The following is a 24,230-nucleotide window of genomic DNA, read 5'->3' on the forward strand; positions in this document are numbered from 1 at the left end:
GCATCGCGCCACCGTCTTGTGGGCAAATGACGGTCCGGCGGGGCGTCTTGCCGGACCTGAGGCCGTAGCGGCGGAAATTGATTTCCGCCGTCCCGCGAATGCTTTATGACAGCCTTGGCGACGAGGCTGGATCTGCACGCGCGATGGACGTTGCGACATTCGAGGATCTGATCGACCGGCTGGGGGAGGACCTGTCCCGCTGGCCCGATGATCAGCGTCTGGCGGCGATGCAGCTGCTCGCATCCTCGGCCGAGGCGCGGGCGCTTTATGAAGAGGCCAGTGCGCTGCGCAAGGCGCTCGCAGCGCCGCCGGTGCGCGCGCCCGCCGGCCTTGTCGACCGCATCGTCACCGCGGCTGCGAAACTGCCGAGCGAACCGGCCGCGTCCGCGGACAAGCCGGACGATGCAGAGCGCCCTGATGAGCCGGCGCAGCCGGGCAAGGCCCTGCCGGTGCTGCTGCTCGCGTTCTGCCTGTGGTCCGCGCTGGCGCCGGCATTGACGCTGGACCTGCCCCTCAGCCTGCCGCTCTAGCCACCGGCACGTCTCCACCTTTTGCTTCTCGCGCGGGCGACGTCTGCGCACGCCACGGCGCGGCAAATTCTGCCGACTGATCAAGTGATTCCGCGCGCATGAATCCGCGCCTGAATTCGGCGCGTCATCCGTTTCATCTGCGAACGACCTTCACGACCACGAATGTTCAACGCGTTCCGCTGCGCACAGGCGCGGCGAAGAGAGCCTTGTCATGACCGTTTCCTCGGCCACATCGGCTGCCGCCTCCGCCGCCTCGAGCTCGTCGTCGAGCGCGTCGATGGGAATGAGCTCGACCGATTTCCTCAATCTGTTGGTCAGCGAGCTGCAGAACCAGGATCCGCTGAACGCGACCAGCACCACCGACTTCATCAACCAGCTTACGTCCTACGCCAACTTCACCGAGCAGCAGTCGACCAACGCCAGCATGACCTCGCTGGCGAGCTCGTTCTCGAGCCTCGTCACGCTCAACTCGGTCAACTACATCGGCCACACCGTCGAGGCGAAGACCGACACGGCGGAGCTGAACAACGGCTCGGCGACCTTCGGCTACTCGCTGAGCTCGGCTGCATCCAACGTCGCGATCACGATCCAGGACTCCTCCGGCAACACGGTGTGGAGCGGCAAGGGGACCGGCACCGCCGGCTCGAACAGCTTCACCTGGAACGGCCAGGCCTCGGACGGCACCCAGCTCAAGGACGGCGGCCAGTACACCATCCAGGTGACCGCGACCGACGCCGCAGGAAACTCGCTGCTCAACTACACCACGATCACGGGAACGGTGACCGGGATCGATGCCTCCGGCTCGACGCCCTCGCTGCTCGTGAACGGCGTCCCCGTCAGCGCCGCCAACATCATCGGCGTCACGTCCTGATCGCTTCCGGAGTTTATCATGAGTCTCACTGGTGCTCTTTCCTCGGCGATCTCCGCGCTCAATGCGCAGAGCCAGTCGCTGGCAATGATTTCCGACAACATCTCGAACGCCGACACCACGGGCTACAAGACCACGTCGGCGATGTTCGAGGACCTGGTGACGGCGTCGAGCAGCCTCACCTCCTATACGTCGGGCGGCGTCACGGTTTCGGGCCGTGCCAACATCACCCAGCAGGGTTTGCTTGCGGCAACCACCAACTCGACCGACGTCGCAATCCAGGGCGCGGGCTTCTTCGTCGCGACCGATGCCAAGTCCGGTGGATCGACCTTCTACACCCGTAACGGCGCGTTCACGACCGACAACCAGGGCTATCTCGTCAACAACGGCTACTATCTCGAAGGCTGGCGCACCGATGCGGACGGCAACGTCGTCGGCAATGCCTCGGCGGCGAGCCTCGGGCCGATCAACACCCAGGTGGCTGCGACCAGCGGCAGCGCCACCACCGAGACGACGGTGGCAGCGAACCTGCCGTCGGATGCGGCGGTGAACGACAAATTCACCTCGTCGATGACGGTCTACGACTCGCTGGGAACCGCGAACTCGATCCAGATCACCTGGCAAAAGACCGCCGCCAACAGCTGGACCGCGAGCTTCGGCAATCCGACACTCGCCTCCGACTCGACCAAGACGACCGGCACGACCAGCGGCTCGGTCGCGATCACCTTCAACCCGGACGGTTCGCTCGCCTCGATGACGCCGAGCCCGCCGACCGTCTCGGTGTCGGCGTGGACCGACGGCGCGGCCAACAGCAGCATCGCGCTCAACCTCGGCACGGTCGGCAAGACCGACGGCCTGACGCAGTTTTCTTCGGGCGAGACGACGCCATCGGTCGACCTCACCGGCATCAACTCGGACGGACTTGCGTTCGGCAAGTTGAGCAGCATCTCGGTCGGAAAGGGCGGCGTGGTGGACGCCACCTATTCCAACGGCCAGACGATCGCGATCTACAAGATCGCGGTGGCGACCTTCAGTGATCCGAATGGCCTGAACGCGGGTAGCGACGGCATGTACGCCTCGACCGCCGCCTCCGGCAACGCCACGCTGCAGACCTCGGGCACCAACGGCGCGGGCACGGTCTACGGCAGCGAGCTGGAATCGAGCACGACCGACACCAGCGGCCAGTTCTCCAACATGATCTCGGCGCAGCAGGCCTATTCGGCGGCTTCGCAGGTGATCACCACCGTCGACAAGATGTTCGACACCCTGATCTCGGCGGTGTCGCGGTGATGGCAAACGCAAGCGGCGACGATGCCTTGCTGCGGAAGCTGCGGCGCCTGACGGCGCGGGCCGGCAGCGTCAAGGCCAACGATCGGGCGCAGCTCACCGCGCTGCTCGACGACATCACGACACTGCGCGGCGAGCTGTTGCGCGAATGCGCCCGGCTCGATGCGGAAATCAACCGGGCGACGGTCCGGGCGACGGCGATCTCCGCCTACGGGCGCGGGGCACAATCGATCCGCGCCCTGCGTCGCGGACACTAGCACGAACGGGAGCGATAGCATGACACCGGCAGCCACCATCAAGACCAATCCGGCGGGCAGCGACGAGCGTGCCCGATCGCTGATCACGCTGATCGACAGCCTGATAGTGATCGTCAACGAGGAGAACGTCGAGCTCGCCAAGGGCTTGCCGGCCTCGCGCCTGAAGCAGGTCGACGAGAAGAACCAGCTCGCCACCCTGTTCGAGCAGTGCGTGGCCGAGGCGGTCGGCAGGACCGCAAATCTCCAGGTCCAGGATCGCGTGCTGCGCGAGCAGTTGATGGAGCGGATCCTGCGGCTGCGCGGCGCGATGGACGAGAACGTGCTGCGGCTGCGCGCCGCGATCGAGGCCAGCAACCGCCGCATCGAGGCGATCATGTATGCGATCCGCGAGCAGATTGCGAACGTATCGCCGTATGGCGCGGCGGGCCGCCGCGTCACCTCGGCGGCATCCTGCGGCACCAACGTCCGGGCCTGATCAGGTCGGCAGAGGGAGGCAGCCGTGTCGCTCAGTGTCGCGCAAGGCATCGCATTCAGCGGGCTCTCGGCCACGAGTGTCCAGATCAGCGTTGCCTCGGCGAACATCTCCAACGCCGACACCAAGGGCTATACGCAGAAGACCGCCAACCAGGCCAGCAGCGTCACGGGCGGCGTCGGCACCGGCGTCACGGTCACGGGGATCACCTCGACCGTCGACAAGCTGCTGCTGAAGTCGCTGGTCGCAGCCACTTCCGATCTCGGCGCCGCCGACACCACCAACAGCTATCTGACCCAGCTGGCGCAGCTCTACGGCAGCACCGCCAGCGCCAGTTCGTCGACGACGGGCACGTCGCTCGCCAACACCATCGCCGCCTTCCAGACCGCGCTGTCATCGCTGGCCAGCACGCCGAGCAGCGTGTCGCTGCAGGCGAATGCGATCAGCGCCCTCGATGCCGTCACCAGCCAGTTGCAGCAGACCTCGAGCGGCATCCAGACGCTGCGCGGCAATGCCGACCAGGACATTGCTTCCTCGGTCAGCGACATCAATTCGGACTTGCAGCAGATCTCGGACCTGAACAAGCAGATCAAGCAGGAGGCCGCCGCCGGGCAATCGACCGCCGACCTCGAGGACCAGCGCAACAGCGCGCTGCAGGACCTCTCGTCGATGATGAATGTGAGCTACTTCACCGCGTCGAACGGCGACATCCAGGTCTACACCGGCTCCGGGCAGGCGCTGGTCGACAGCACCGCGCATTCGCTGAGCTACACGGCGGCCGCCAACGTCACCGCGTCGACCACCTATGTCGCGGGCTCGTCCTCCAGCGGCTTCAGCGGCATCACCGTGAACGGGGTCGACATCACCTCGCAGATCTCCTCCGGCAAGGTCGGCGCCCTGATCACGCTGCGCGACCAGACCCTGCCGGCGGCGCAGTCGCAGCTCGACCAGCTTGCGACGCAGTTCACGGCCGCCGTCAACGCGGTCTCGAACCAGGGCACCTCGGTGCCGCCGCCGGCCAGCCTGACCGGAACCGCCAGCGTGACCAGCACGACGCCGTTGTCGGCGACCGGCACGGTGCGCATCGCGGTGGCGGACAAGAGCGGCAATCTCGTGTCCTACAAGGACCTCGACCTGTCGTCCTATGCGACGGTGGGCGATCTCGTCACCGCGATCAACGGCATCTCCGGCCTGTCGGCGTCGGTCGACGCGAACGGACACCTCGCCATCTCCGCGACCGGATCGGGCAATGGCGTCGCGATCAATGAGATGAGCAGCTCGGTCGGCAGTGCCGGCGAGGGCCTTTCGGACTATTTCGGCCTCAACGATCTCGTGACCGGCACCGGCGCGTCGGACATCGCGGTTCGCAGCGACATTCTCACCGGCACGGCGGCGCTGCCGACCGCGACGCTCGACGCCTCGTCCGCGCTCACGGCCGGAAGCCAGGTGCTGTCGCCGGGGTCGGCGACCGTCGTCAACGCGCTGCTCGGCACCCTGACGGGATCGACCGATTTCGCAATGGCCGGCGGGCTCGGCGCTACCACCAGCTCGTTCACCGACTATGCGGCCGCGATCGTCGCCAATGTCGCCGGCAAGGCGACCCAGGCCTCGGCCACCTTCGCCGCCAAGCAGACCGCGCAGTCGACCTACGCCAACTCGCTGTCGTCGCAGTCCGGGGTCAATATCGACGAGGAAACCGCCAATCTGAGCACGCTCCAGAACAAATATGCCGCCGCGTCCCAATTGATCCAGGTCATCAACAGCATGTTCACGTCGCTGATGACCGCGATGCAGGCGAGCTGAGTGTGAGGTGAGGTCGCCATGATGATGCGCATCGCCACCTTTGCGCAGTCGGAGCAGATGATCACCAGCGCGCTGCGGGTGCAGTCGGTGATGGCCAATGAGCAGGTGCAGGAATCCTCCGGCTTGAAGTCGGAGGATTTCGGCGGCTATGGCTCCGATGCCGGGCGCGTCATCAATCTGCAGGTCTCGGTGACGCGCTCGCAATCCTACATCGACGCCGCCAAGCTCGCCGACAACAAGGTGCAGGTGATGTATTCGGCGGTCGGCACCATGACCGACATCATTACGCAGCTGCGGACCCAGCTCAGCGCCGCCACCACCGGCAGCAGCACGGCGACTGCGTCGGTGGTCAATTACGCCCAGCAGGCGCTGTCGCAGATGCAGGGCTTGCTCGACACGCAGTATAACGGCGAATACGTGTTCAGCGGCGCCAGCACCGACACCGCGCCGGTCGATCTGACCAGCTTCGGGACCGGCACCGGCTCGCTGACGGCGGCCGATACCAGCTACTACAAGGGCGACAGCGAGATCGCCTCGGTCCGCGTCTCGGACAACCAGTCGATTTCCTACGGCGTCACGGCCGACAATTCGGCGTTCGAACAGGTCATGCGGGTGCTGAAATTCGTCGGCAACTCGACCGCGCTGTCGTCGAGCGACGTCTCGCAGGCGCTCGATCTCGCCGGCAGCGCGCTCGATGCGACGTCCACCGTGCAGGCGAAACTCTCGACCGCAGCAGCCCAGATCGAATCGGCGAGCGCCAGCCAGAGCGACTACCAGAATTTCGCCCAGACGCTGTCCACCGACCTCACCAGCGTCGACGTCGCTGCCGTTACCGCACAGCTGGCGACCTATCAGGCGCAGCTGACGGCGTCGTATTCGGCGATCTCCAAGATCCAGAGCATGAACCTCGCGAGCTATCTGCGGTAGCCGGGCATAAGTCCCGTCATCCTGAGGAGCGCGCTCTTGCGCGCGTCTCGAAGGATGCACGGCCACCAGCCGGGCCGTCGATCCTTCGAGACGCCGCTTCGCGGCTCCTCAGGATGACGGGACTTAGCCGCGTAGGGTGGGCAAAGGCGCGAAGCGCCGTGCCCACCATCTGCGGCGTGCTCGTGATGGTGGGCACGCTGCGCCTTGCTCACCCTACGGACTATCGATCTTGGAATCATCTCCCCACGCGTCGTCCCGGCGAAAGCCGGGACCCATAACCACAGGGTCGGGTTGTTGAAACGAGCTGTGGCTCCAGCGATGTGCAACAATCAAATTCGGTGGTTATGGGTCCCGGCTTTCGCCGGGACGACACCGTGGGTGGTTCGCGCGCATCCCGTTCTTAGTCCCGTCGGCGCAAAGATTCACAAGTTCTCAGGATGACGGAACCAATGGTGCGCTGGCCCCGATCGTGCTCCTACCGGTTCAAGATCTTCAGCCAGACGTCGCCGAGAATGATCGGCTCGCGCGGGGCGAGGTAGGTGAGGCCGGCGGCCTGGCCGAGCTCGGCGATCTTGCCTGCGCCTTGCAGCTCCGAGAGCACCTTGTTGACGGCCTCCAGCAGCGCCTTGTCGCTGTCGAGCGCGACGTAGCCGCGATTGGCGCCGATCGGATAGTAGTAGCCGGACGCCGAGATCCTGGTGTCGGGGTGGTTGGCGCGGTAGGCGTCGAACCGGCGCAGGTCGAGCAGCGTCACGTCGAATTTGTCGCCCTCGAGCTCGCCGAGCAGATCGCTGCGGCCGGGTACCAGATGGGTGATGTCGTCGATCAGCTTTCCCTTGTCGAAGGTCATCAGGATGGCATCGCCCAGCGTGCCGCTTTCGATCGCGATGCGAAGCCCGGCGACGTCACCGATATCGGTGATCTTGCGATCCTTCGCCTTGGGGCCGAGCACGATGGTCATCGGCGAATAGATATAGGGCTGGCTCGGCACCAGCACGCCGAGCGGAATCCGCCGGCGGCGGTCGTCGCGCGTGGCGCCCTCGAAGTCCGGCAGCTTCGCGGTCTTGACGCCCGGCACGACCAGCGAGTCTTTGGTCAGGGCATAGCCGCCGACCAGCGAGCAGCGGCCGTCCGACAACAGCGCATTGGCCTCGAGCTGCGGGCTTGAATCCTCGTCGAGCTTGCTCTCGAACCACTGGATCTTGAGCGGACGGCCCAGCCGCTCGGCGATCAGCTGCGCCAGCACCACGTCGAAGCCGGAGTCGGGCTTGCCGCGATGGTGCGCCGACAGCGGCGGCAGGTCCTCGTCGAGGCAGACCTTGAGCGGTTCGTCGGCGGCCCGCGCCACTGGGGCCATCGCGAGCAGGACCGTTGCGATGGTACCGGCAACGAAGCCTCTCATGGATTCCTCCGGCTCGCCACGAATGCCCAGACGTCGGCGATCTCCTGCTCGTTCAGGATATCGGCCCACGGCGGCATCTTGCCGTTCTTGCCTTGCTTGACGGTGGTGACGAAGCGCGTCCTGTCGTCGGGGAATGTCCGCAGGTCCGGCGTGATGGTGCCGGAGTTGACCATGTTGGGCCCATGGCAATGCGAGCAGTTCCTGGCGTAGGTCACCTTGCCTGGATCGACCTGGCCTTGCAGGTCATTCGCGCCTGATTGCTGTGCGGCGGCCGGGATCTGCATGATCAAGGCCGCCGCGACGGCGGCGAAGATCGCCGCCGTCAACAGAGTTGCTCTTTCAGTCACGTCGGCTCCGCGCTCAGTTCTTCACCGCGAAGACCCACAGCGAGCCGCCGGGCGGCACCTTGGCTAGCCGCTCGTCGCCGGAGAACAGCGAATACACGCCGCCATAGCCCGAGGTGACGGCAACATATTGCACGCCGTCCTGTTGCCAGGTCACCGGCTGACCCTCGATGCCGGAGCCGGTCTGGAACTGCCAGAGCTTCTTGCCGGTGTCGGCGTCGAAGGCCTCGAACTCGCCGGTCAGCGCACCGGTGAAGACGACGCCGCCCGCGGTCGACAGCACGCCGGAGAAACGCGGAATGTCGACGGCCGATTCCCACTTCGCCTTGCCGGTCATCGGATCGATCGCCTTGAGATGACCGCGCGGACCATCACCCCATTCCCAGAGGTCGGTCAGGTCCATGCCGAGGTACCATTCGCCCTGCTTGTAGGTCGCGGGCTCGGTCTTGTAGCGCCCGCCGAAGGAGAGCGTGTTGGCATAGGCGAGATTGGTCTGCGGATTGTACGCCATCGGCTGCCAGTTCTTGCCGCCGAGGATTGACGGATAGACCACGACCTTCTTGCCGTCGCGGGCATCCTTGCTGACGTCGGTCTCGATCGGCCGGCCGGTCTTCATGTCGATGCCGGTGGCCCAATTGACCTTCACATAGGGATTGGCCGCGAGCAGCTTTCCGTTGGTGCGGTCGAGCACATAGAAGAAGCCGTTGCGGTTGGCGTCCATCAGCACCTTGGTCGGCTTGCCCTCGATGTTCATGTCGGCAAGCACCATCTCGGCGACCGAGTCATAGTCGAACGGATTGTTCGGCGAGAACTGGTAGTGCCACTTGATCTTGCCGGTCTTCGGATCGAGCGCGAGCACCGAGCAGGTGTAGAGGTTGTCACCGGGCCGCACCGCGGAGTTGAACGGTCCGGGATTGCCGATGCCCCAATACACCGTGTTCAGCTCCGCATCGTAGGAGCCGGTGATCCAGGTCGAGCCGCCACCCAGCTTCCAGGTGTCGCCCTTCCAGGTGTCGCCGCCGGGCTCGTCCGGCGTCGGGATCGAGTAGGTGCGCCAGAGCTTCTTGCCAGTGGCCGGATCCCAGCCGTCGATGAAGCCGCGGGTGCCGAACTCGGCGCCGGAGATGCCGGTGATGACGACGCCGTCCGCGACCAGCGGGGCGACCGTCATCGAATAGCCTTCCTTGATGTCCGCAGCCTTCTGGCGCCACAGCTCCTTGCCGGTCTTGGCATCGAGCGCGATCACGTTGGCGTCGAGCGTGGTGCGGAACACCTTGCCGTCATACAGCGCAGCGCCGCGATTGATGATGCCGCAACAGACGATGCGCGGCGTCTCGGCGGGATATTCGACCTTGCTCTTCCAGAGCTGCTTGCCGGTCTTGGCGTCGATCGCCATCGTGGCGTTGTGCGTGGTGACGTAGATGACGCCCTGATACACGAGCGGCTGCGATTCCTCGCTGCGGTCGTCGTTCAGGCTGTAATTCCAGACCGGCACCAGGTTCTTGATGGTGTCCTTGTTGATCTGGTTCAGCGTCGAGAAGCGCTGAAGATTGTAGCCCATGCCGTAGTTGAGAACGTTTGAAGTATCGGTCGCCCCCTTGACCAACTGATCGTTGGTCTGAGCGCTTGCACCATACGATGCAAGGATTACGAGGCTTGCGGCCAGCGCAATGCGTTTCATCATCTCCTCCCAATGGACCTTTGTCTGCACGTCTATTGCTGACGTTGCAGATGCAACCATCGGCCCGAAACCAAAACGCGTCAATACGAAAACGTGGACGCGCGTGGACTTGCGCGCCGGGTGCTGGATTTTTCATCAGACCTTGCACGAATTGGCGTTGGCATGCCAACGCGGGCGATCGCGCGGTTGCGTTTACACGCTACGACGCAAGTGCGTTGGTGTGGTGCAGCGCGAGTCCCGCGACTTGAACCAACCGGTTAACTCGACGGCGCGTGTGGACAGGCGGTCGGCCGCGCCTTTGCGCCGCGCTTATCCACGGGCACGTTGCAATCATCGATGCGTTGCTCGTCGGTCCATTTGCGGCCGAGCCGCTCCTTGCCGGTGAGCGTGGCCGCGCCGGCCGATGGCGCAGGGGCTTTGCTCTGGGCCGCTGCCGGCGCGAGCAGCGACAGCACGAGCAAGCAGCCCAAACCGATCCTGGAAATGCAGTGCATGAGAGGCCTCGCTCGTTCATGGTGCGATGCAGTCGACCAAGCCGAGAGTTGGCCGCGCCACGCATTACTTTCCACCCGAATCCCGACAGGGCAGCAGGGCTGCACGATCTGTACGAGGTCTTGCTGAAACTGTTATGGTCGGCCGGAATTGATGGACCATGCTCCGCATGCTCGTCGCGGCCGCACCTGAGGAGAGACGAATGATGATCTCGCGCCGATCGCTTGCCTTGACCCTGATGGTGGCGGTTCTGTCCGGTCCCGCCGTCGCCGCGTCCGGCGGCAAGAGCGTGCTGAAGATGCTCGATCCCGACAATGACGGCACGGTCGACCTTGCCGAAGCCAAGAAGGCCGCCGCGGCGGTGTTCGCGAAGCTCGATCCCGATCGTGACGGCACGCTCGATGCACGCGAATTGCGCGGGCGGTTGACCGCGAAGGAGCTCGCTGCGGCCGATCCCGACCGCGACGGCACGCTGACGCTCGACGAGTACCTCGCCATCGTCGAGCAGCGTTTCAAGGCGGCCGATCCCGACAACGACGGAACGCTGGATGCGAAGGAATTGAGGTCGCCAGCCGGCCGGGCCTTGCTGCGCCTCCTCAAATAGGCCGGCGAGGCGGTTTTACCCGGAAGGTAGAATTCCGGCCTTGATCCGGTAGATAAGAAAAAAATTCTGATTTCCCTCCTAGGCAAGACCGGAGCGCGGCAATCTGGTCTTGTTATCAGTGCGTTGCGCTGCGGAAGCTGGAAAATGCCTGACGGAACAATGTCGGCCTTTCCCAACTGCATCGAATCCCCGTAGGCGCCGGCAAGCCCGTGGTCGTTCCGGCATGTCCAGCAGCGAAGTCGGCCCGCCACTGCCTTGCTTGCGCTGTCCGGGGTGCGGTCATAGCTTTCGGCGCGGCGCGAACTTTGCGCCAGCTACCTTCAGCTACTTGGGAGCACGGAAATGACCTGGAAGACCCCGAAGATCGTCGAAGTGCCGGTGGGCATGGAAATCAACATGTACGCCTGCGCCGCGCGCAAGTGACCTGAAGGCGTCCTGCCCGGTCCGTGCAGCTTGCTGCATGGACCGTGGCAGGCGTCTTGCGCGGCATCTGCCGCCACTCGAAACTTTTCCCTCGATCATCCGCGCCGCCATCGGCCAACGTTGGCGGCTTTGTCTTGCCCACAGGTCGGCCACACGCGGACCAAATTGCATCACGCGATAGCCGTCGGATTTGGCGACGGCGACGGTTTGTCCTAGGGTGGCGGCTTGAAGCAGTGGGCTGACCTCGTCGGGACGATGAATCCTGGAATCAACATGCCGCGTCGGGCGCGAATGGTCTGCGTCGCGCTTGGCGTCGCGGCGCTGCCGTTGGCCGCGCGGGCCGAGGGCTTCGACACCGAGCACATCTTCGGCTTCATGATCGGCTCCGATGTCGGCACCGCCGGCGAGCGCGAATTCCAGAGCCAGACCACCGGGCGCTTCGCCAAGGATGGCGGCCGCTACGGCACGTTGAACCAGGAGCTGGAGGCGGAGTTCGTGCCGGTGCCGAACGTTCGCGTCGAGCTGGCCGCTTCGTTCATGGCCTATGACATCAAGGGCGTTCCGGGGTTCGAAGACCGTCGCCAATTGTCGTGGCAGGGCGTGTCGGTCGATTTCCGCTACCGCTTTCTCGATCGCGAGGCGGCGCCGTTCGGCATGACGCTGGCGCTGGAGACGCGCGCCGATCGCGTCGACGAGACGACCGCGGCAGCGATCCGCGGCTACGGCACCGAGGTGACGCTGGCGTTCGACCGCGAAATTGTCCCGGACACCGTGCTCGCCGCGCTGAACGTAAGCTATGAGCCGGAATGGACCCGCCTGCCGCGGACCGGCATGTCGGAGCAGGACGCCACCATCGGCGTGGCCTTCGGCCTGATGGCCAAGGTGCGGCCGAACGTCTTGCTCGGCGGCGAAGCGCGCTATTTCAGGAAGTATGAGGGCATCGGCCTCGACGAGCTGGCCGGGCAGGCGCTGTTCATCGGCCCGACCGCCTATTTCCAGCTTTCCGAACGTTCGCGCCTGACCGCGACCTGGGGGATCCAGGCCTGGGGGCAGCGGCCCGGCAGCAATGCCGCGCTCGACCTCGCCAATTTCGAGCGCCACCAGGCCAGATTGGTGTTTGGCGTCAACTTCTAAGGCTCGGTTCCCGCAGCTTCACGGGGCTGTGAAACCCGAACTTGCAGGATTACGTATTTCGCAGTGTTATCTGTTTCGAGGGCATGCTGAAGGATTGCGCATGATCGATCTCGTCGTCACCGTATGTGCGGTGCTGTCGCCCGCCAATTGCGAAGAGCAGCACCTGTTGTTCAACTGGAATGGGTCTCCGAAGCAATGCGCGATGGCGGCGCCGCCGTACATCGCGCAATGGATCGGCGAGCACCCGAAATGGACCGCGGTGAAATGGCGCTGCGAATATCCGCACCCGAACGACCGCGCAGGCGCGGATGGGGTGAAGTCGGCGGGCTAGGGCCGTTTTCGTTTACTTGTTGCAGTCCTTGAGATCCTTGTCGGAGACCGAGAACACGGCGTCGGCCTTGATCTCGATGTCGCGGACGAAGCATTGCTTGGCGCCGCTATAGCCGACCTTGGCGTCGTAGCGGCCGGGCTCGACCCCGTTGATGCGTAGCCGCTCGTCGTGATCGACCTCCTTGTCCTTGTCGTTCAGCGTCTGGTTCGGACCCCACGCGTTCTTGCCGGCCGGCGACAGCTGGAATTCGGTGATCGTCGCGCTGGTCAGATTCCACAGCCGAATGCCTTTGCCCTTGGTCTGCGCGAGCGCTGCGCCCGGCAGGGCAAGCAACACGGCACCCACGACGATCAACACGCGCGACATCGAGAAACCTCCGGTATTTTCATTTGTCATCAAGGATGACCGCGTCTCACATATTTGCAAGGTCCAACTGCGACAGCCGCGCCTTGATCGCGGTGATCTCCTGCTCGTTTCTCTCCGCCCGCGGTGCGGCGATGGTCTCGACATGAAGGATCCGCGCCGGCCGCGCCGACAGGAAGAACAGGCGGTCGCCGAGCCGGACCGCATCGTCGAGATCGTGCGTCACCAGCAGCGTCATCATCTTGCGGCTCGCCACCAGCGTCGCGATCTGGTCGCGCAGCCGTCCCGCGAGCGCATTGTCGAGCGAGGCCAGCGGCTCGTCGAGGATCAAGACGTCGGGCTCGATGGCGAAGGCGCGGGCCAGCGCGACGCGGCGGGCGAGGCCGAGCGACAGCTCGCCGGGGAAGTGATGGCGGTGGGCCGACAGCTCCAGCACCTCGAACAGTGCTGCGAGCCCGGCATCGCCGACGTCAGGCGCGGCGAGCCGCACGTTCTCCTCGACCGAGCGCCACGGCAGCAGCCGCGGCTCCTGGAACACCATGCCGAGCCTGACATTGGCGGGCCGCGCGACGTGCCCCTGATAATTCTGGTCGAGCCCGGCGAGGATCTTCAGCAGCGTGCTCTTGCCGCAGCCGGAGGGGCCGAACAGCACGCCGACCTCGCCGGCATTCAGCGTGAAGGTGATGTTGGCGAGCACGTCGTGGCGCTTGCCGGACGCGCTCGCAAAGCTCTTGCCCGTGATCCCGACCTCAAGCTGCACGGAGCCGCCACCGCGATAGCCTGGTTTCAAACGGCTGCACCAGCAGGGTTTCGATCACGAGCACGACCGCCGCAAAGCTCAGCGAATAGGCCAGCAGCAGCGGGATATCGAACAGCTGGAAGGCGACGCCGATCTCGAAGCCGACGCCGTTCGGCCGGCCCAGCAGCTCGGCGACCAGCACGATCTTCCAGACCAGCGACAGACCCGAGCGCGCCGCGGCGGCGATGTAGGGCGCAAGCTGCGGCAGGATCACATGGCGGAAGGTGCGGCCGGGCGGAAACGCAAACGCCGTCGCCATCTCGTCGAGCGCCGGATCGAGCGCACGCGCGCCCTCGCGCAGCGTGACCACCGCGGTCGGCAGCTTGTTGATGGCGATCGCGGCGATCGCCGCGACCTCGGTCAGCCCGGCCCAGATATAGGCGAGCACGATGACGACGAGCGCGGGCAGGTTGAGCAGCAGGATCAGCCAGGGATCGCCGAGCCGGTTGGCAAGGCCGCTGCGGCCCATCAAATAGCCGATCGCCGACCCCAGCGCCATCGCCAGCGTGAAGGCGAGCGCGACGCGGGCCAGCGTCGCGCCGAGATTGAGGAACAGCGCGCCGGATTTGGCTTCGGTGATCATCGCCGACAGCACGATCGGCGGCGCCGGCAGCTTGGCGTCGCCGATCAAAAGCGAGGCAATCCACCAGGTCGCGATGAACAGCGCGAATGACACGAGACGTAGCACCGCTAGTCTCCGGGAATCGCTTGATAGAAGGTGCCGGGATCGAGCTCGGTCGCGCTGCCGACCAGCTCACGGCCGCCGACCTGCGCCAGCACGCGGTAGAGCAGGCGGGCATCCGCCTCCTCGTCGGCGATCGGCCGGCGCGGAATGCCTTCGCGGTAGCGGTCGCGATAGGCGCGCAGGGTGCCGGCGTCAGTGGCGCCGGTCAGCGGCGCGATGGCGTCCCATTCGGCATCCGACGTCGCGAGGATCTGCTTGGCCTCGCGCGTCATGGCGATGAAGCGCGCGAGCGCGTCCTTGTTGGCGTTGGCCCAGGCCTCGTCGAAGACGTAGCCGATCATCGCGATGCGGCCCTTGCTGCCGAGCTTTTCGAGCACGTCCTCCATGCCGGCGAGGCGGCGGAAGCCCTTGGCCTCGAGCGCGGCGCAGAAATTCCAGTAATTGAGCGATGCATCCATCTCGCCGTCGGCCATCTTGGCCGCGAGCAGCGGCGGCGCGCCGTAGACGATGCTCGCTTGCGACTTCAGGTCGATGCCGTCCTGCTTCAAGGCGGCCTGCAGCAGCAGCCAGCTCTTGTCGATCGCACCGCCGGCGACGGCGAGCTTGCGCCCCTTCAGGTCGGCAAGCGTCTTGATCGGCGAGGCGGCCGGCACCATCACGGCGCCGAGCGCGCTGGAATAGGGATAGAACTGCAGCTTGACGCCGAGCGAGCGCTCGCGCGACACGAACGGCCAGTCCGAGACCATCACGTCGGCATTGCCGGCGCGCAGCGCGATCTTGCCGGCCTCGGGGCTGGCGAGCTCGACGACGTCGATCGTGAGATTGGCCTTCTTGTCGAGCCCGTGGGAGCGGATGACCGCCAGTTCCCAGGCCAGCGTCCCGGTCTTCTGCGATGCAACGCGGATGGTCTCCGCGTTGCAGGCGGCGCCGACCTGCATCACAGCCAGAATGGCCACCGCCAACAACGTGCGAACTGATCCCATCATTGTCTCGTGAGCGACCTTCCCGAATGTTTGCTTTTCTGTCTCACATCCATAGCATAGCCTGCAACATGAGAAGAGGAAGCAGGACCATGGCACGAGCTGGCATGCTAGGACCGATTGTCGCCCTTGCTGCGCTCGCCGCGACGAGCATCGGCGTGCGGGCGCAGGAGCTGAACGACTATCCGACCTCGACGCGGGCCGAATACGTGTTCGGCTGCATGAAGGCCAATGGCGAGAGCCGGCAGGCGATCGAGCAGTGCTCCTGCTCGATCGACATCGTCGCCTCGCTGATTCCCTATGATCGCTACGTCACCGCCGAAACCGTGCTGAGCATGTCGCAGGTGCGCGGCGATATGGGCAGCCCGTTCCGCACCTCCGAGCAGGCGACGAGCGCGCTCAACGACCTCAGGCGGGCGCAGGCGGAAGCCGAAGTGCGTTGCTTCTAGCTTGATTCAATCTCGCGGACCGGTCAGGTCCCGGGATTTTCGATCTTCCATTCGTGCTGGAAGACGTGTCCGTCGGTGTCCTTGGCCTCGGCCCGGAATTGCTTGGCGCCGTTCGAGACATAGGTGAAGCGGATATTGGGATCCTCGGAGATCGAGATTCCGCCTTCCATCGCCAGCACCGGGCTGTCGCCCTGCCAGAGCTGCAGCTGGTTGATGAAGAAGGCCGGGACGTAGAGCTGCGTCACCTGGTCCATCTGCAGGCCCGAATTGTTGGGATGGCCGATCATGATCTGGGCTTCGCGGCTCGCGCTCGCGGGCCCTTGATCGGTCTTGGCGAATTGCCGGTAGCGCATCTGGCCGAGCCGGTTGTTGGCTTCCTCGGCATTCTTGGCCGCCGGCGCCGAGCAGCCGCCGGACGCCTTCACATAGGTCTTGGCCATGTAGAGCTTGCCGTCGCTGAGTTCGGCGACCGCATGCACGTCGGTGTAGTTGTTGACGCGGACGCGGGTCGAAATCTCGCTGACGTTGGCGTCGGGCCCGAGCGTGAACTTGGCGGCCATCGGCGCCGGGTTCTGGTCGATCACCAGCGTGATCGCCACGATGCGGCGCGCATCGCCGGGCGACAGTTTCGTGCGCAATGTCACTGGAACGATTGCGGCGTCCTCGGCACGGGCCGGCATCTCGATGCCGATCACGTCGTTGCCGTCATTCATCGGGCGATTGCTGAAGATGTCCTGGACCAGGCCCGGCCACGGATCATAGGCCTCCGCCGCGGGCGCGGCGTGAATGCCGAGCGCGATCGAAACGAGGCTGGCGACGCAAAGCAGGCGGACGCGATGTCGGAGCATGTGCGCAAAACCCTATGTCTGGCGTCACTATAGGACAATGCTGCAGCTATTCCCATTCAATTTCCGAAAATGCTGCAGTTGCGTTGCGGGCGTTGTAGTCGTCGAACAACTGCCAGCGCGACCGTTCGGAGGCGCCGGCCTGCTCGGCGGCGGCCGTGATCGGCTTGCCGCTCGCCACCATCGCGCGCACGTCCGCGGCCAGCCGCTCAAGATAACGCCGCTCGTCCGCGAGCGCCGCCGGCCATTCGCTCACGGCTCCGTGACCGGGAACCACGCGCTGTGCGGGGATGGCAGCGAGGTCGTCGAGTGCGCGCAGCCAGCCCTTCAGGCTGCCGTCGACCACGGGAATATGGCTCAGGAACACCAGGTCGCCGGCAAACAGGGTCTTGGTCTTTTCGTCGAACACGCTGAGGTCGTTGTCGCTATGCGCCGCCGGCCAGGCCTTCAGCGCCAGCGTGCGTCCGCCGAGGTCGAGCGTCAGCGTGTCCTCGACCAGCAGCGTCGGCGGAATGATGCGCACCTCGTCGATCAATTCGTCGCCCATCGTCCGGCGGAAGCCGTCGAGATAGAACTGCCCGCGCGCGGCCAGCGCCCGCGGCAGGTTCTTGTGGCCGACGAAGCTGGTCCCATCGTGCACAAACGCCGCGTTGCCGAAGCTGTGGTCCGGATGGGCGTGGGTGTTGATGACGTAACGAATCGGCTTGTCGGTGCGGCGCTTGATGGCGGCCAGCAATTGGCGGCCTTCGCGGACGCTGCCGCCGGTATCGATGACGGCAACCGCACTGTCGCCGACCACGAATCCGACGTTGGCGATCGCGCCTTCGTTCTCGCGCGTCATCAGCGCGGTGGTCCCGCCGTGCACGAAGATTCCGGGCGCGACTTCGCTTACAGGCAATTCCACCTCTTGCGCCCGCGCTATGGTCGATGCTCCGAGCATCAGGAGCAGCGCCAGCATCGAACCGCCATGAGCCATGTTTCCGCCTCAGTTTCATCGGCGCGCGCAGCACGCGCGATGGTTCGGTTTGCAGTGCAGCAAGCAACACGGTGCTGCCGCGAGGGTTATTCCTGTTGCACGTCATGGTGTGAGGGGCAATCTAGCGATGGCGGCGCACCGTCCGATCAGGAGGAGACTTGAGTGATGAGACTTGTCGGACGCCGGCTGATCCTGTTCGCACTTGCCGGGATCGTATGTCTCGCCGGCCGCGACGTAGCGCGCGCGCAGGTCAATGATCAGGGCGAGCTCTCGATCGAGCTGATCGATCCCAAGGTGCTGCGCATCTGCGCCGATCCACGCAACTTGCCGTTCTCAAACGAGAAGGGCGAGGGGTTCGAGAACAAGATCGGCGAGCTGCTGGCCGAGAAGCTGCAGAAGCGGCTCGACTACATGTTCTTTCCGCAGGCGACCGGTTTCGTGCGGATGACGCTCGGCTCGCATCGCTGCGATGTGATCATGGGATTCCCGCAAGGCGACGAGCTCGCGCAGGCGACCAATCCCTATTACCGCACGGCCTACGCGATTGTCGCCAAGCCGGGCAGCGGGCTCGAAGATGTCACCACGCTCGAGGACGAGCGGCTCAAGGGCAAACATATCGGTATCGTCGCGGGCACGCCGCCCGCCACCAACATGGCGATGGCCGGCCTGATGGGGAATGCCAAGCCCTATCCGCTGATGATCGACACCCGCTATGACTCATCGGCCGAGGCGATGATCGGCGATCTCGTCAAGGGCGAGATCGACGCCGGCATCCTGTGGGGCCCGATGGCGGGCTTCTACGCGAAGAAGTCCAACCCGCCGCTGCATGTCACGCCGCTGGTCAAGGAGACCACCGGACCGAAGCTGGTCTATCGCATCGGCATGGGCGTGCGCTCGGCCGATCAGGCCTGGAAACGCCAGCTGAATAAGCTGATCCAGGAGAACCAGCCGGCGATCAACAAGATCCTGCTCGATTTCGGCGTTCCGCTGCTCGACGAGAACAACCGGCCGATCGGTCCGGAGAGCGCAAACAAGTCGCCATGACCTGGCTGCGCGCAGCCGTGGCCGCCGCCGCGATGCTGATCGCTGCGGCGCCCGTTTGCGCGCAGGACAAGCCGGCAGAGCCCGACGACTATCGCACCGAGAACTATCGCGCGCCGGTGCCCGCGACGCTGGCGGGCGTGCGCGTGCTGACGACCGCTGAAGCGGAAGCGATCTGGCGCGACAAGTCCGGCGCGTTCATCGACGTGCTGCCGCGTCCGCCCAAGCCGAACCTGCCCGCGGGCACGGTGTGGCGTGAGCGGCCGCATCTCGACATTCCCGGCAGCATCTGGCTGCCCGACACCGGCTACGGCAAGCTCGCGGCACCGACCGAGGATTACCTGAAACACGGACTGGTACGGGTGTCCGGCGGCAACACCGCGGCGTTGCTCGTGATCTATTGCCAGGAGAATTGCTGGATGTCGTGGAACGCCGCCAAGCGCGTGCTGTCCTATGGCTACGGCAACGTTGCGTGGTACCCGGACGGAACCGATGGCTGGGATCGCGCCAAACTGCCGCTGGCGAATGTGGAGCCGGAGCCGCGCGAGGGCGAGAACTGATCCCGCCGTCGCGCGGGGCTAAGGTGTTACGGCTTCGGCTTCTCGATCTTGGTGATCGTCTTGTTGCCCCCGGTTTCGGTGGCGGAGAAGGTCACCTTGTCGCCCGCGTGGAAGGGCTCGAGGGACTGGTCCTTGGGGACCTTGTATTCCACAGCTGAGCCACTGGAGGCCCCCACCGTGCCGGTTTGAACCGGTGCGATGGCAATGGTTCCCGCCAATCGGTCGATCTTGGTGACCATTCCCGACATGGCTTGCTGGGCCAAAGCCGCTGACGTGATCAGGCTCGTGGCCATCAGGCCGGTCAGGACGATTTTGGCTGCTCTCATCGAGGCCTCCCAATTTCAGATAGAGTTGGAGGCAACGAACGAACGGCGGGATTGGTTCCGCGCCCGCCGGGCGCGGCCATGGTCCCGGGCGATTGGCCGCAGCGATTCAGTCCAGTTCCTGCTGGATGGTGCGGCTGAGCGCGAACAGGCGCTGGTCGATGGCGGTCGGCACCTCGCAGACGAATTTCACCACACGCCGCCGGTCCTCGAAGATGCGGGTTTCCCAGGTCAGCTGGTTGCCGAGCGCGTCGACCTTGGTTTGATCCGGCGGCGTTGCGTCCTGCAGCGCCTGCAGCGCCAGCGTATCGGCGCGAATCTTTTCCGCCGCCTCGCGCTGCTTGCGCATCACGCGCTCCAGCCCGTTCATGACAGAGTTGCGCTGCGCATTGAGCGAATCGAACAGGCCGGCGAACAGCAGCTTTCCGCGCGTGGCCTTGTCGGCGGCCGCGGTCGACAGGAACTCGGTGATCTCCTTCTGCGCGTCCTCCAGCGGCAGGCGGCGGGCCGACAGCCGTGCCACCAGCGCGCTGACCTTCTGGTCGTCCTTCCATTTGCTTGCGGCATCGTCGAGGGGCGGCCCGGCCCAGACCGCGGCGAGCGAGATTTCCGGCACCTTGGCCTGCGCACACGGCCAGTCCGGATAGCGGGGGTCCGCCGCGTGCGCGACCTGGCTCGACAACGTGACGGCGAGCAGCGCGCCGAGACTGATGTGCCAACCCTTGGTCATGCTTCGCCTCCGCCGGGTCCGCGGCGCACCAGGCCGCGCGATGGATCGTAAGCCAGGATCGCGCCGATCATGAACACCACCGTGCAGCCGCCGACCACCGCGAACGAAACCCAGTCCATCTTGCCATACAGTGCGAACCGGATCAGTTCCACCGCGTGCGTGAACGGATTCCACTGGCAGACATAATACAGCATCGGGCTGCCTTCCTGCACACGCCAGAGCGGATAGAGCGCCGATGAGGCGAAGAACATCGGGAAGATGACGAAGTTCATCACCCCGGCGAAGTTCTCCAGCTGCTTGATGCTGGCCGAGATCAGCATGCCGAGCGCGCCGAGCATCAGGCCGGACAGCACCAGCGCGGGCAGCACCGTGAGGTAGCCGATCGTCGGCGGGGTGATGTCCCAGAACCATGCGATCGCGAGGAACGCATAGACCTGCAGCAGCGAGACGGCGGTGCCGGCGAGCAGCTTGCAGAACAAGAGATAGCCGCGCGGCAGCGGGCTCACCAGCAAGGTGCGCATGTTGCCCATCTCGCGGTCGTAGACCATCGACAGCGAGGATTGCATGCCGTTGAACAGCTGGATCATCGCCATCAGGCCGGGCGCGATATAGACCTCGTAGAGGATATAGGTCTCGTAGGGCGGGATGATCGAGATGCCCAGCACCTGCCGGAATCCGGCGGCGAAGATGAACAGCCAGACCAGCGGCCGGACCAGCGCCGAGACGAAGCGCTCGCGCTGATGCAGGAAGCGCAGCGCCTCGCGCCACACGATGCCGTTCAGGCAGACGATGTATTCCGACAGTGAGAAGCCGCTGCGCGCGGGCGTGACGGTCGTGCTGCTCATGACGGCGGCTTTCCTGCCAGCGTTGCGGTCCCGGTCAGGCGCATGAACGCGGTGTTGACGTCCTGGGCGCCGGCCTCCGCGATCACCCGCGACACCGGGCCGTGCGCCAGCATCTTGCCCTGGTGCAGCACGACGAGGTCGTCATTCGGCATGATCTCGTCGAACAGATGCGTCGCCCAGAGTACGCCGATGCCCTGCTCGGTGACGAGCTGGCGGACATGGTCGAGGATGTCGGCGCGCGCCTTGACGTCGAGCCCGACGGTGGCCTCGTCGAGCAGCAGCAGGCGCGGCCGGTGCAGCAGCGCGCGGGCGATCTCGAGCCGCCGCATCTGGCCGCCGGAGAGGTCGCGCACCTTGCTGGCGGCGCGGTCGGCAAGCTTGATGCGCTCCAGCACCTCGGCGCTGCGCAGCCGCGCCTCGCGGCGCGAGATGCCGTGCAGCGCGGCGTGATAGAGCAGGTTCTGCGTCAGCGAGAGATCGAGATCGAGCGTACGCGGCTGGAACACGACGCCGAGCAACCGCAGCGCTTCGCCCGGGGTACGGCTGATGTCGTGGCCGAAGATGCTGATCTTGCCGTTCTGGATGCCGAACAGCCGCGTCACCAGCGAGAACAGCGTGCTCTTGCCGGCGCCGTTGAGGCCGAGCAGGGCGGTGAAGCTGGCCGGCGCGACATTGAAATTGACGTCGATCAACGCGCGGCGCGGACCGTAGCTGTGGCTGACATGGCCGATCGAAAGCGCAGCCTGCACGGCAGCGCCCGGTCCGGGCGCGCTATCCGGCACAGATTGGCTCGCGATGTTCCTGTCGGTTGCGGTCATGGCTGCGCGATCGTGATTCCCCAGGGCAGTTCTCCGACCTGGATGGTCTTGATCACCTTCTGGGAGGCGACGTCGATCACCGAGACATCGTTCGAGACGCCGTTGGTGACCAGTAGAAATTTTTCATCCGGCGTGAAGTCCATGTGCCAGACCCGCTGGCCGACCAGCAGATACTTGATCACCTTGTGGCTGACGGCATCGACCACTGCGACGCGGTTGGCGGGGCCGAGCGCGATGAACGCGGTCTTGCCGTCCTTGGTCATGCCGATGCCGACGGGCTGGATCGCCTCCTTGCGCAGGCCGGGAATGTCGAAGGTGATCTTGCCGGTGACCTCGTGCTTGACCGGATCGACGATCGACACCGTGCCTCCGATCTCGGACGACACCCACAGTTCCGAACTGTCATGCTTGAACTGGGCGAAGCGCGGCCGCGAGTCGACCAGCACATTGGCCACGATCTGGCGCGTCGCGGTGTCGATGAAATGCGCCATGTTGGTGGTTTCGGAGGTGTTGATCAGGATCTTGCCGTCCGGGCTGATGGTCATGCCCTCGGGCTCGACGCCGACCTGGATGTCGCCGATCCGGGCGCGCTTCTCGAGGTCGATCACGGTGACCGTGTTGTCGTTCTCGTTGGCGACATACATGGTCTTGCCGGCGGCATCCTGGGTGAACAATTCGGGGTCGGGGCCGGAGGGCAGGCTGTCGACGATCTCGTTGGTCTTGGTATCGATCACCTGGATGGTGTCGTCATCGCCGACCGCGACCATCACGAACTTGCCGTCACGCGAGAACTCGATGCCGCGCGGCCGCTGCCCGACCTTGATGGTCTTGGTCACCGTCCAGCTGTTGGTGTCGATCACCGAGACCGTGTTGCCTTTTTCGTTCGAGACGTAGGCGACATAGGCGGACGCCGGTGCCGCGGCGGCTAGCCACGCGACCATCCCGGTGAGCAGACTCTGGCGCCACATATGTTTCATCTCCCTCACTGCAGCTTGCACTTCGTCTCGGGCCGGTCAACACCGAGCGTGTCGAGCTCGGACACCTGATGCAGGAAACCTTCCTGCGGTGACACCGAGACGACCATCCGGCCGTCGGCCAAAAGGATCGGCTGGCGCAGTTGCAAATTCCAGTCCCGCAAGGTCAGCCGCGTGCCCTTGAAGGCGGCGATCGAGAAGTCCGGTCCCTTGAGGAAGCCGATGACCTTTGCGGCGTCGCCGGAATTGGTGCGGGACGTTGCCTCGCCGATCATTCGCGCCGCGGTCCAGGCCTGCATGTCGAGCGCCGTCATGCGGCGCTGGTTCAACTTGACGAAGCGGTTCTGGATCTGGATTGCGCCCCATTGGTCGTGCGCCGCGTCCCAGCTCGTCGGCACCAGCCCGGCCGAGCCCGCCACCGGCCGGGCATCCCAGGTCCGGTAGGGCAGGTAGTCGGCAAACACCTCGCTCTCGTCGGCCGCGACCAGCACGTCATACGCCGGCAGCTGCTGCGTGAACACCGGCATCTGGCGCTGGATCAGCGTCACGCCGGAGTCGGTGCGGCGTGCGCCGCCGGTGTCCTCGAAGGTCTTTTCCTGGACGATCTTGGCGCCGAACCGCGTGGCGGCGCGGCGCAACGCGTCGGCGTAGAGCTTGTCCGCATCGTGCGAGCCTGATACCAGCACCCAGCGCTTCCACTGCTTCCACACCAGATATTGCGCGAGAGCATCCGCGAGCATGGTGCGGGTCGGCGCGACGTGAATGACATTTGCGCGGCAATCCTGCTCGCGCAGCCGGTCGTCGATCGCCCCCGCATTGAGCAACACGGTGCCGCGATCGCGCAGCGCGTCGGACACCTTGAGCAGCGCGTCGGCGGGCAGATCGGTGATGATGAAACTGTCGCGCGCGGCGAGGTCGGTGGCGGCCTTGGCGACGTCATCGCCATTCTTGACCTTCACCTCATCGAGCACGAAGCGCTGGTTGAGGAATTTGCCGGTCGTATTGTTGTCCTCGATCGCAAGGCGTGCGCCGGCGATGCCGTTGTTCTCGGCAGGCTGATCGACCAGCGACAGCGACGACTTGACCGCGGCCTGGCCGAGATAGCCGATGCGGATTTCGACCGGATCGGCCGCCAGCGCCCGCGTCGCAATCAGACTGAGCGCGATGATGCCGATCGGCCATCGGAACATAAGTCCTCCCGTTACGTCTTCTCTTCACTTGAGCACGATCCTTTGCGGATCGTGTTACTTGAGCATGATCCTTTACGGATCGTGCCGCGACTTGCAA

General features: G+C 65.1%; 30 protein-coding genes. 14 read left to right on the plus strand and 16 right to left on the minus strand.

What is annotated here, in order from left to right; translation table 11 throughout:
- The first annotated feature begins 143 nt into the window (after positions 1-143).
- From JQ633_RS35515 to JQ633_RS03805, 7 genes are all read left to right on the plus strand, one after another.
- Complete coding sequence (locus JQ633_RS35515; protein WP_349631511.1) at positions 144-530, plus strand: hypothetical protein; 387 nt, start codon at positions 144-146, stop codon at positions 528-530.
- A gap of 211 nt (positions 531-741) precedes the next feature.
- On the plus strand, positions 742-1,401 hold the full coding sequence (locus JQ633_RS03780) for a flagellar hook assembly protein FlgD (RefSeq protein ID WP_211982476.1): 660 nt from the start codon (positions 742-744) through the stop codon (positions 1,399-1,401).
- An 18-nt stretch (positions 1,402-1,419) separates the two neighbouring features.
- The gene (gene flgE / locus JQ633_RS03785) at positions 1,420-2,688 is read left to right on the plus strand and encodes a flagellar hook protein FlgE (RefSeq protein ID WP_211982478.1); all 1,269 of its coding nucleotides are present in this window, start codon (positions 1,420-1,422) and stop codon (positions 2,686-2,688) included.
- Complete coding sequence (locus JQ633_RS03790; RefSeq protein WP_211982480.1) at positions 2,688-2,942, plus strand: hypothetical protein; 255 nt, start codon at positions 2,688-2,690, stop codon at positions 2,940-2,942. The genes flgE and JQ633_RS03790 overlap by 1 nt, the downstream gene beginning before the upstream one ends.
- A gap of 19 nt (positions 2,943-2,961) precedes the next feature.
- The gene (locus JQ633_RS03795) at positions 2,962-3,417 is read left to right on the plus strand and encodes a flagellar protein FlgN (protein ID WP_211982482.1); all 456 of its coding nucleotides are present in this window, start codon (positions 2,962-2,964) and stop codon (positions 3,415-3,417) included.
- A gap of 24 nt (positions 3,418-3,441) precedes the next feature.
- Positions 3,442-5,217 (plus strand): flagellar hook-associated protein FlgK, encoded by a 1,776-nt coding sequence (gene flgK / locus JQ633_RS03800; RefSeq protein WP_211982484.1) that lies wholly within the window; start codon positions 3,442-3,444, stop codon positions 5,215-5,217.
- Positions 5,218-5,235: 18 nt separating this feature from the next.
- On the plus strand, positions 5,236-6,144 hold the full coding sequence (locus tag JQ633_RS03805; RefSeq protein ID WP_211982486.1) for a flagellin: 909 nt from the start codon (positions 5,236-5,238) through the stop codon (positions 6,142-6,144).
- Positions 6,145-6,619: 475 nt separating this feature from the next.
- Here JQ633_RS03805 and JQ633_RS03810 read toward each other — a convergent pair whose 3' ends face one another.
- The 4 genes from JQ633_RS03810 to JQ633_RS03825 all read right to left on the minus strand — a co-directional run bounded on the left by JQ633_RS03810 (position 6,620) and on the right by JQ633_RS03825 (position 10,026).
- On the minus strand, positions 6,620-7,546 hold the full coding sequence (locus tag JQ633_RS03810) for a substrate-binding periplasmic protein (RefSeq protein ID WP_211982488.1): 927 nt from the start codon (positions 7,544-7,546) through the stop codon (positions 6,620-6,622).
- Positions 7,543-7,830, minus strand: coding sequence for a c-type cytochrome (locus JQ633_RS03815; RefSeq protein ID WP_211982797.1), 288 nt, complete (start codon positions 7,828-7,830; stop codon positions 7,543-7,545). The genes JQ633_RS03810 and JQ633_RS03815 overlap by 4 nt, the downstream gene beginning before the upstream one ends.
- Before the next feature lie 76 nt (positions 7,831-7,906).
- Positions 7,907-9,571, minus strand: a complete 1,665-nt coding sequence (locus JQ633_RS03820; protein WP_211982799.1) for a methanol/ethanol family PQQ-dependent dehydrogenase — start codon at positions 9,569-9,571, stop codon at positions 7,907-7,909.
- Positions 9,572-9,828: 257 nt separating this feature from the next.
- Entirely contained in the window at positions 9,829-10,026 is a 198-nt protein-coding gene (locus JQ633_RS03825; protein ID WP_349631512.1) for a hypothetical protein, read from the minus strand.
- 242 nt (positions 10,027-10,268) lie between these two features.
- Between JQ633_RS03825 and JQ633_RS03830 the strand changes: the two genes are divergently transcribed.
- From JQ633_RS03830 to JQ633_RS03845, 4 genes are all read left to right on the plus strand, one after another.
- Complete coding sequence (locus JQ633_RS03830; RefSeq protein ID WP_211982803.1) at positions 10,269-10,667, plus strand: calcium-binding protein; 399 nt, start codon at positions 10,269-10,271, stop codon at positions 10,665-10,667.
- A 342-nt stretch (positions 10,668-11,009) separates the two neighbouring features.
- The gene (gene pqqA, locus JQ633_RS03835) at positions 11,010-11,090 is read left to right on the plus strand and encodes a pyrroloquinoline quinone precursor peptide PqqA (RefSeq protein WP_035721241.1); all 81 of its coding nucleotides are present in this window, start codon (positions 11,010-11,012) and stop codon (positions 11,088-11,090) included.
- Positions 11,091-11,363: 273 nt separating this feature from the next.
- Positions 11,364-12,224 (plus strand): hypothetical protein, encoded by an 861-nt coding sequence (locus tag JQ633_RS03840; RefSeq protein ID WP_433995621.1) that lies wholly within the window; start codon positions 11,364-11,366, stop codon positions 12,222-12,224.
- 94 nt (positions 12,225-12,318) lie between these two features.
- Positions 12,319-12,555 carry a hypothetical protein gene (locus tag JQ633_RS03845; RefSeq protein WP_211982491.1) on the plus strand — a complete coding sequence of 79 codons (237 nt, stop codon included), beginning with the start codon at positions 12,319-12,321 and terminating at the stop codon, positions 12,553-12,555.
- Between the two features lie 12 nt (positions 12,556-12,567).
- Here the strand turns inward: JQ633_RS03845 and JQ633_RS03850 are convergent, their stop codons facing one another.
- From JQ633_RS03850 to JQ633_RS03865, 4 genes are read right to left on the minus strand one after another with little or no spacing between them, the layout of a single operon-like run.
- A complete protein-coding gene (locus JQ633_RS03850; RefSeq protein ID WP_211982493.1) occupies positions 12,568-12,921 on the minus strand; it encodes a hypothetical protein in 354 nt (117 codons plus the stop codon).
- Positions 12,922-12,967: 46 nt separating this feature from the next.
- Positions 12,968-13,678, minus strand: coding sequence for an ABC transporter ATP-binding protein (locus JQ633_RS03855; RefSeq protein ID WP_211982495.1), 711 nt, complete (start codon positions 13,676-13,678; stop codon positions 12,968-12,970).
- Positions 13,668-14,405, minus strand: a complete 738-nt coding sequence (locus tag JQ633_RS03860) for an ABC transporter permease (RefSeq protein ID WP_211982497.1) — start codon at positions 14,403-14,405, stop codon at positions 13,668-13,670. The genes JQ633_RS03855 and JQ633_RS03860 overlap by 11 nt, the downstream gene beginning before the upstream one ends.
- Positions 14,406-14,407: 2 nt before the next feature.
- Positions 14,408-15,340 (minus strand): ABC transporter substrate-binding protein, encoded by a 933-nt coding sequence (locus JQ633_RS03865; RefSeq protein ID WP_249158815.1) that lies wholly within the window; start codon positions 15,338-15,340, stop codon positions 14,408-14,410.
- A gap of 134 nt (positions 15,341-15,474) precedes the next feature.
- On the opposite strand from JQ633_RS03865, the gene JQ633_RS03870 reads away from it, so the two are divergent.
- Positions 15,475-15,831 (plus strand): hypothetical protein, encoded by a 357-nt coding sequence (locus JQ633_RS03870; protein WP_211982501.1) that lies wholly within the window; start codon positions 15,475-15,477, stop codon positions 15,829-15,831.
- 23 nt (positions 15,832-15,854) lie between these two features.
- On the opposite strand, the gene JQ633_RS03875 is transcribed toward JQ633_RS03870, so the two are convergent.
- Together JQ633_RS03875 and JQ633_RS03880 are read right to left on the minus strand one after the other, a co-directional pair.
- Positions 15,855-16,679, minus strand: coding sequence for a quinoprotein dehydrogenase-associated SoxYZ-like carrier (locus JQ633_RS03875; protein WP_211982503.1), 825 nt, complete (start codon positions 16,677-16,679; stop codon positions 15,855-15,857).
- 46 nt (positions 16,680-16,725) lie between these two features.
- Positions 16,726-17,652 carry a quinoprotein relay system zinc metallohydrolase 2 gene (locus tag JQ633_RS03880; protein WP_211982504.1) on the minus strand — a complete coding sequence of 309 codons (927 nt, stop codon included), beginning with the start codon at positions 17,650-17,652 and terminating at the stop codon, positions 16,726-16,728.
- A 165-nt stretch (positions 17,653-17,817) separates the two neighbouring features.
- On the opposite strand from JQ633_RS03880, the gene JQ633_RS03885 reads away from it, so the two are divergent.
- Both JQ633_RS03885 and JQ633_RS03890 read left to right on the plus strand, forming a co-directional pair.
- Entirely contained in the window at positions 17,818-18,696 is an 879-nt protein-coding gene (locus JQ633_RS03885; RefSeq protein WP_211982506.1) for a substrate-binding domain-containing protein, read from the plus strand.
- Positions 18,693-19,253 carry a PQQ-dependent catabolism-associated CXXCW motif protein gene (locus JQ633_RS03890; RefSeq protein ID WP_211982508.1) on the plus strand — a complete coding sequence of 187 codons (561 nt, stop codon included), beginning with the start codon at positions 18,693-18,695 and terminating at the stop codon, positions 19,251-19,253. The genes JQ633_RS03885 and JQ633_RS03890 overlap by 4 nt, the downstream gene beginning before the upstream one ends.
- A 26-nt stretch (positions 19,254-19,279) precedes the next feature.
- Here the strand turns inward: JQ633_RS03890 and JQ633_RS03895 are convergent, their stop codons facing one another.
- The 6 genes from JQ633_RS03895 to JQ633_RS03920 form a co-directional block, all read right to left on the minus strand.
- On the minus strand, positions 19,280-19,579 hold the full coding sequence (locus tag JQ633_RS03895; RefSeq protein WP_211982510.1) for a copper-binding protein: 300 nt from the start codon (positions 19,577-19,579) through the stop codon (positions 19,280-19,282).
- 106 nt (positions 19,580-19,685) lie between these two features.
- The gene (locus JQ633_RS03900) at positions 19,686-20,306 is read right to left on the minus strand and encodes a hypothetical protein (protein WP_211982512.1); all 621 of its coding nucleotides are present in this window, start codon (positions 20,304-20,306) and stop codon (positions 19,686-19,688) included.
- Positions 20,303-21,151, minus strand: a complete 849-nt coding sequence (locus JQ633_RS03905; protein ID WP_211982514.1) for an ABC transporter permease — start codon at positions 21,149-21,151, stop codon at positions 20,303-20,305. Before JQ633_RS03905 ends, JQ633_RS03900 begins: the two co-directional genes overlap by 4 nt.
- Positions 21,148-21,969, minus strand: a complete 822-nt coding sequence (locus JQ633_RS03910; protein ID WP_249158724.1) for an ABC transporter ATP-binding protein — start codon at positions 21,967-21,969, stop codon at positions 21,148-21,150. Before JQ633_RS03910 ends, JQ633_RS03905 begins: the two co-directional genes overlap by 4 nt.
- Positions 21,966-22,946, minus strand: coding sequence for a YVTN family beta-propeller repeat protein (locus tag JQ633_RS03915; RefSeq protein WP_211982516.1), 981 nt, complete (start codon positions 22,944-22,946; stop codon positions 21,966-21,968). The genes JQ633_RS03910 and JQ633_RS03915 overlap by 4 nt, the downstream gene beginning before the upstream one ends.
- Positions 22,947-22,951: 5 nt before the next feature.
- Positions 22,952-24,133 (minus strand): ABC transporter substrate-binding protein, encoded by a 1,182-nt coding sequence (locus JQ633_RS03920; protein ID WP_211982518.1) that lies wholly within the window; start codon positions 24,131-24,133, stop codon positions 22,952-22,954.
- Positions 24,134-24,230 lie beyond the last annotated feature (97 nt).

It is taken from the genome of Bradyrhizobium tropiciagri (assembly GCF_018130505.1).
Taxonomy (GTDB): Bacteria; Pseudomonadota; Alphaproteobacteria; order Rhizobiales; family Xanthobacteraceae; genus Bradyrhizobium; species Bradyrhizobium tropiciagri_B.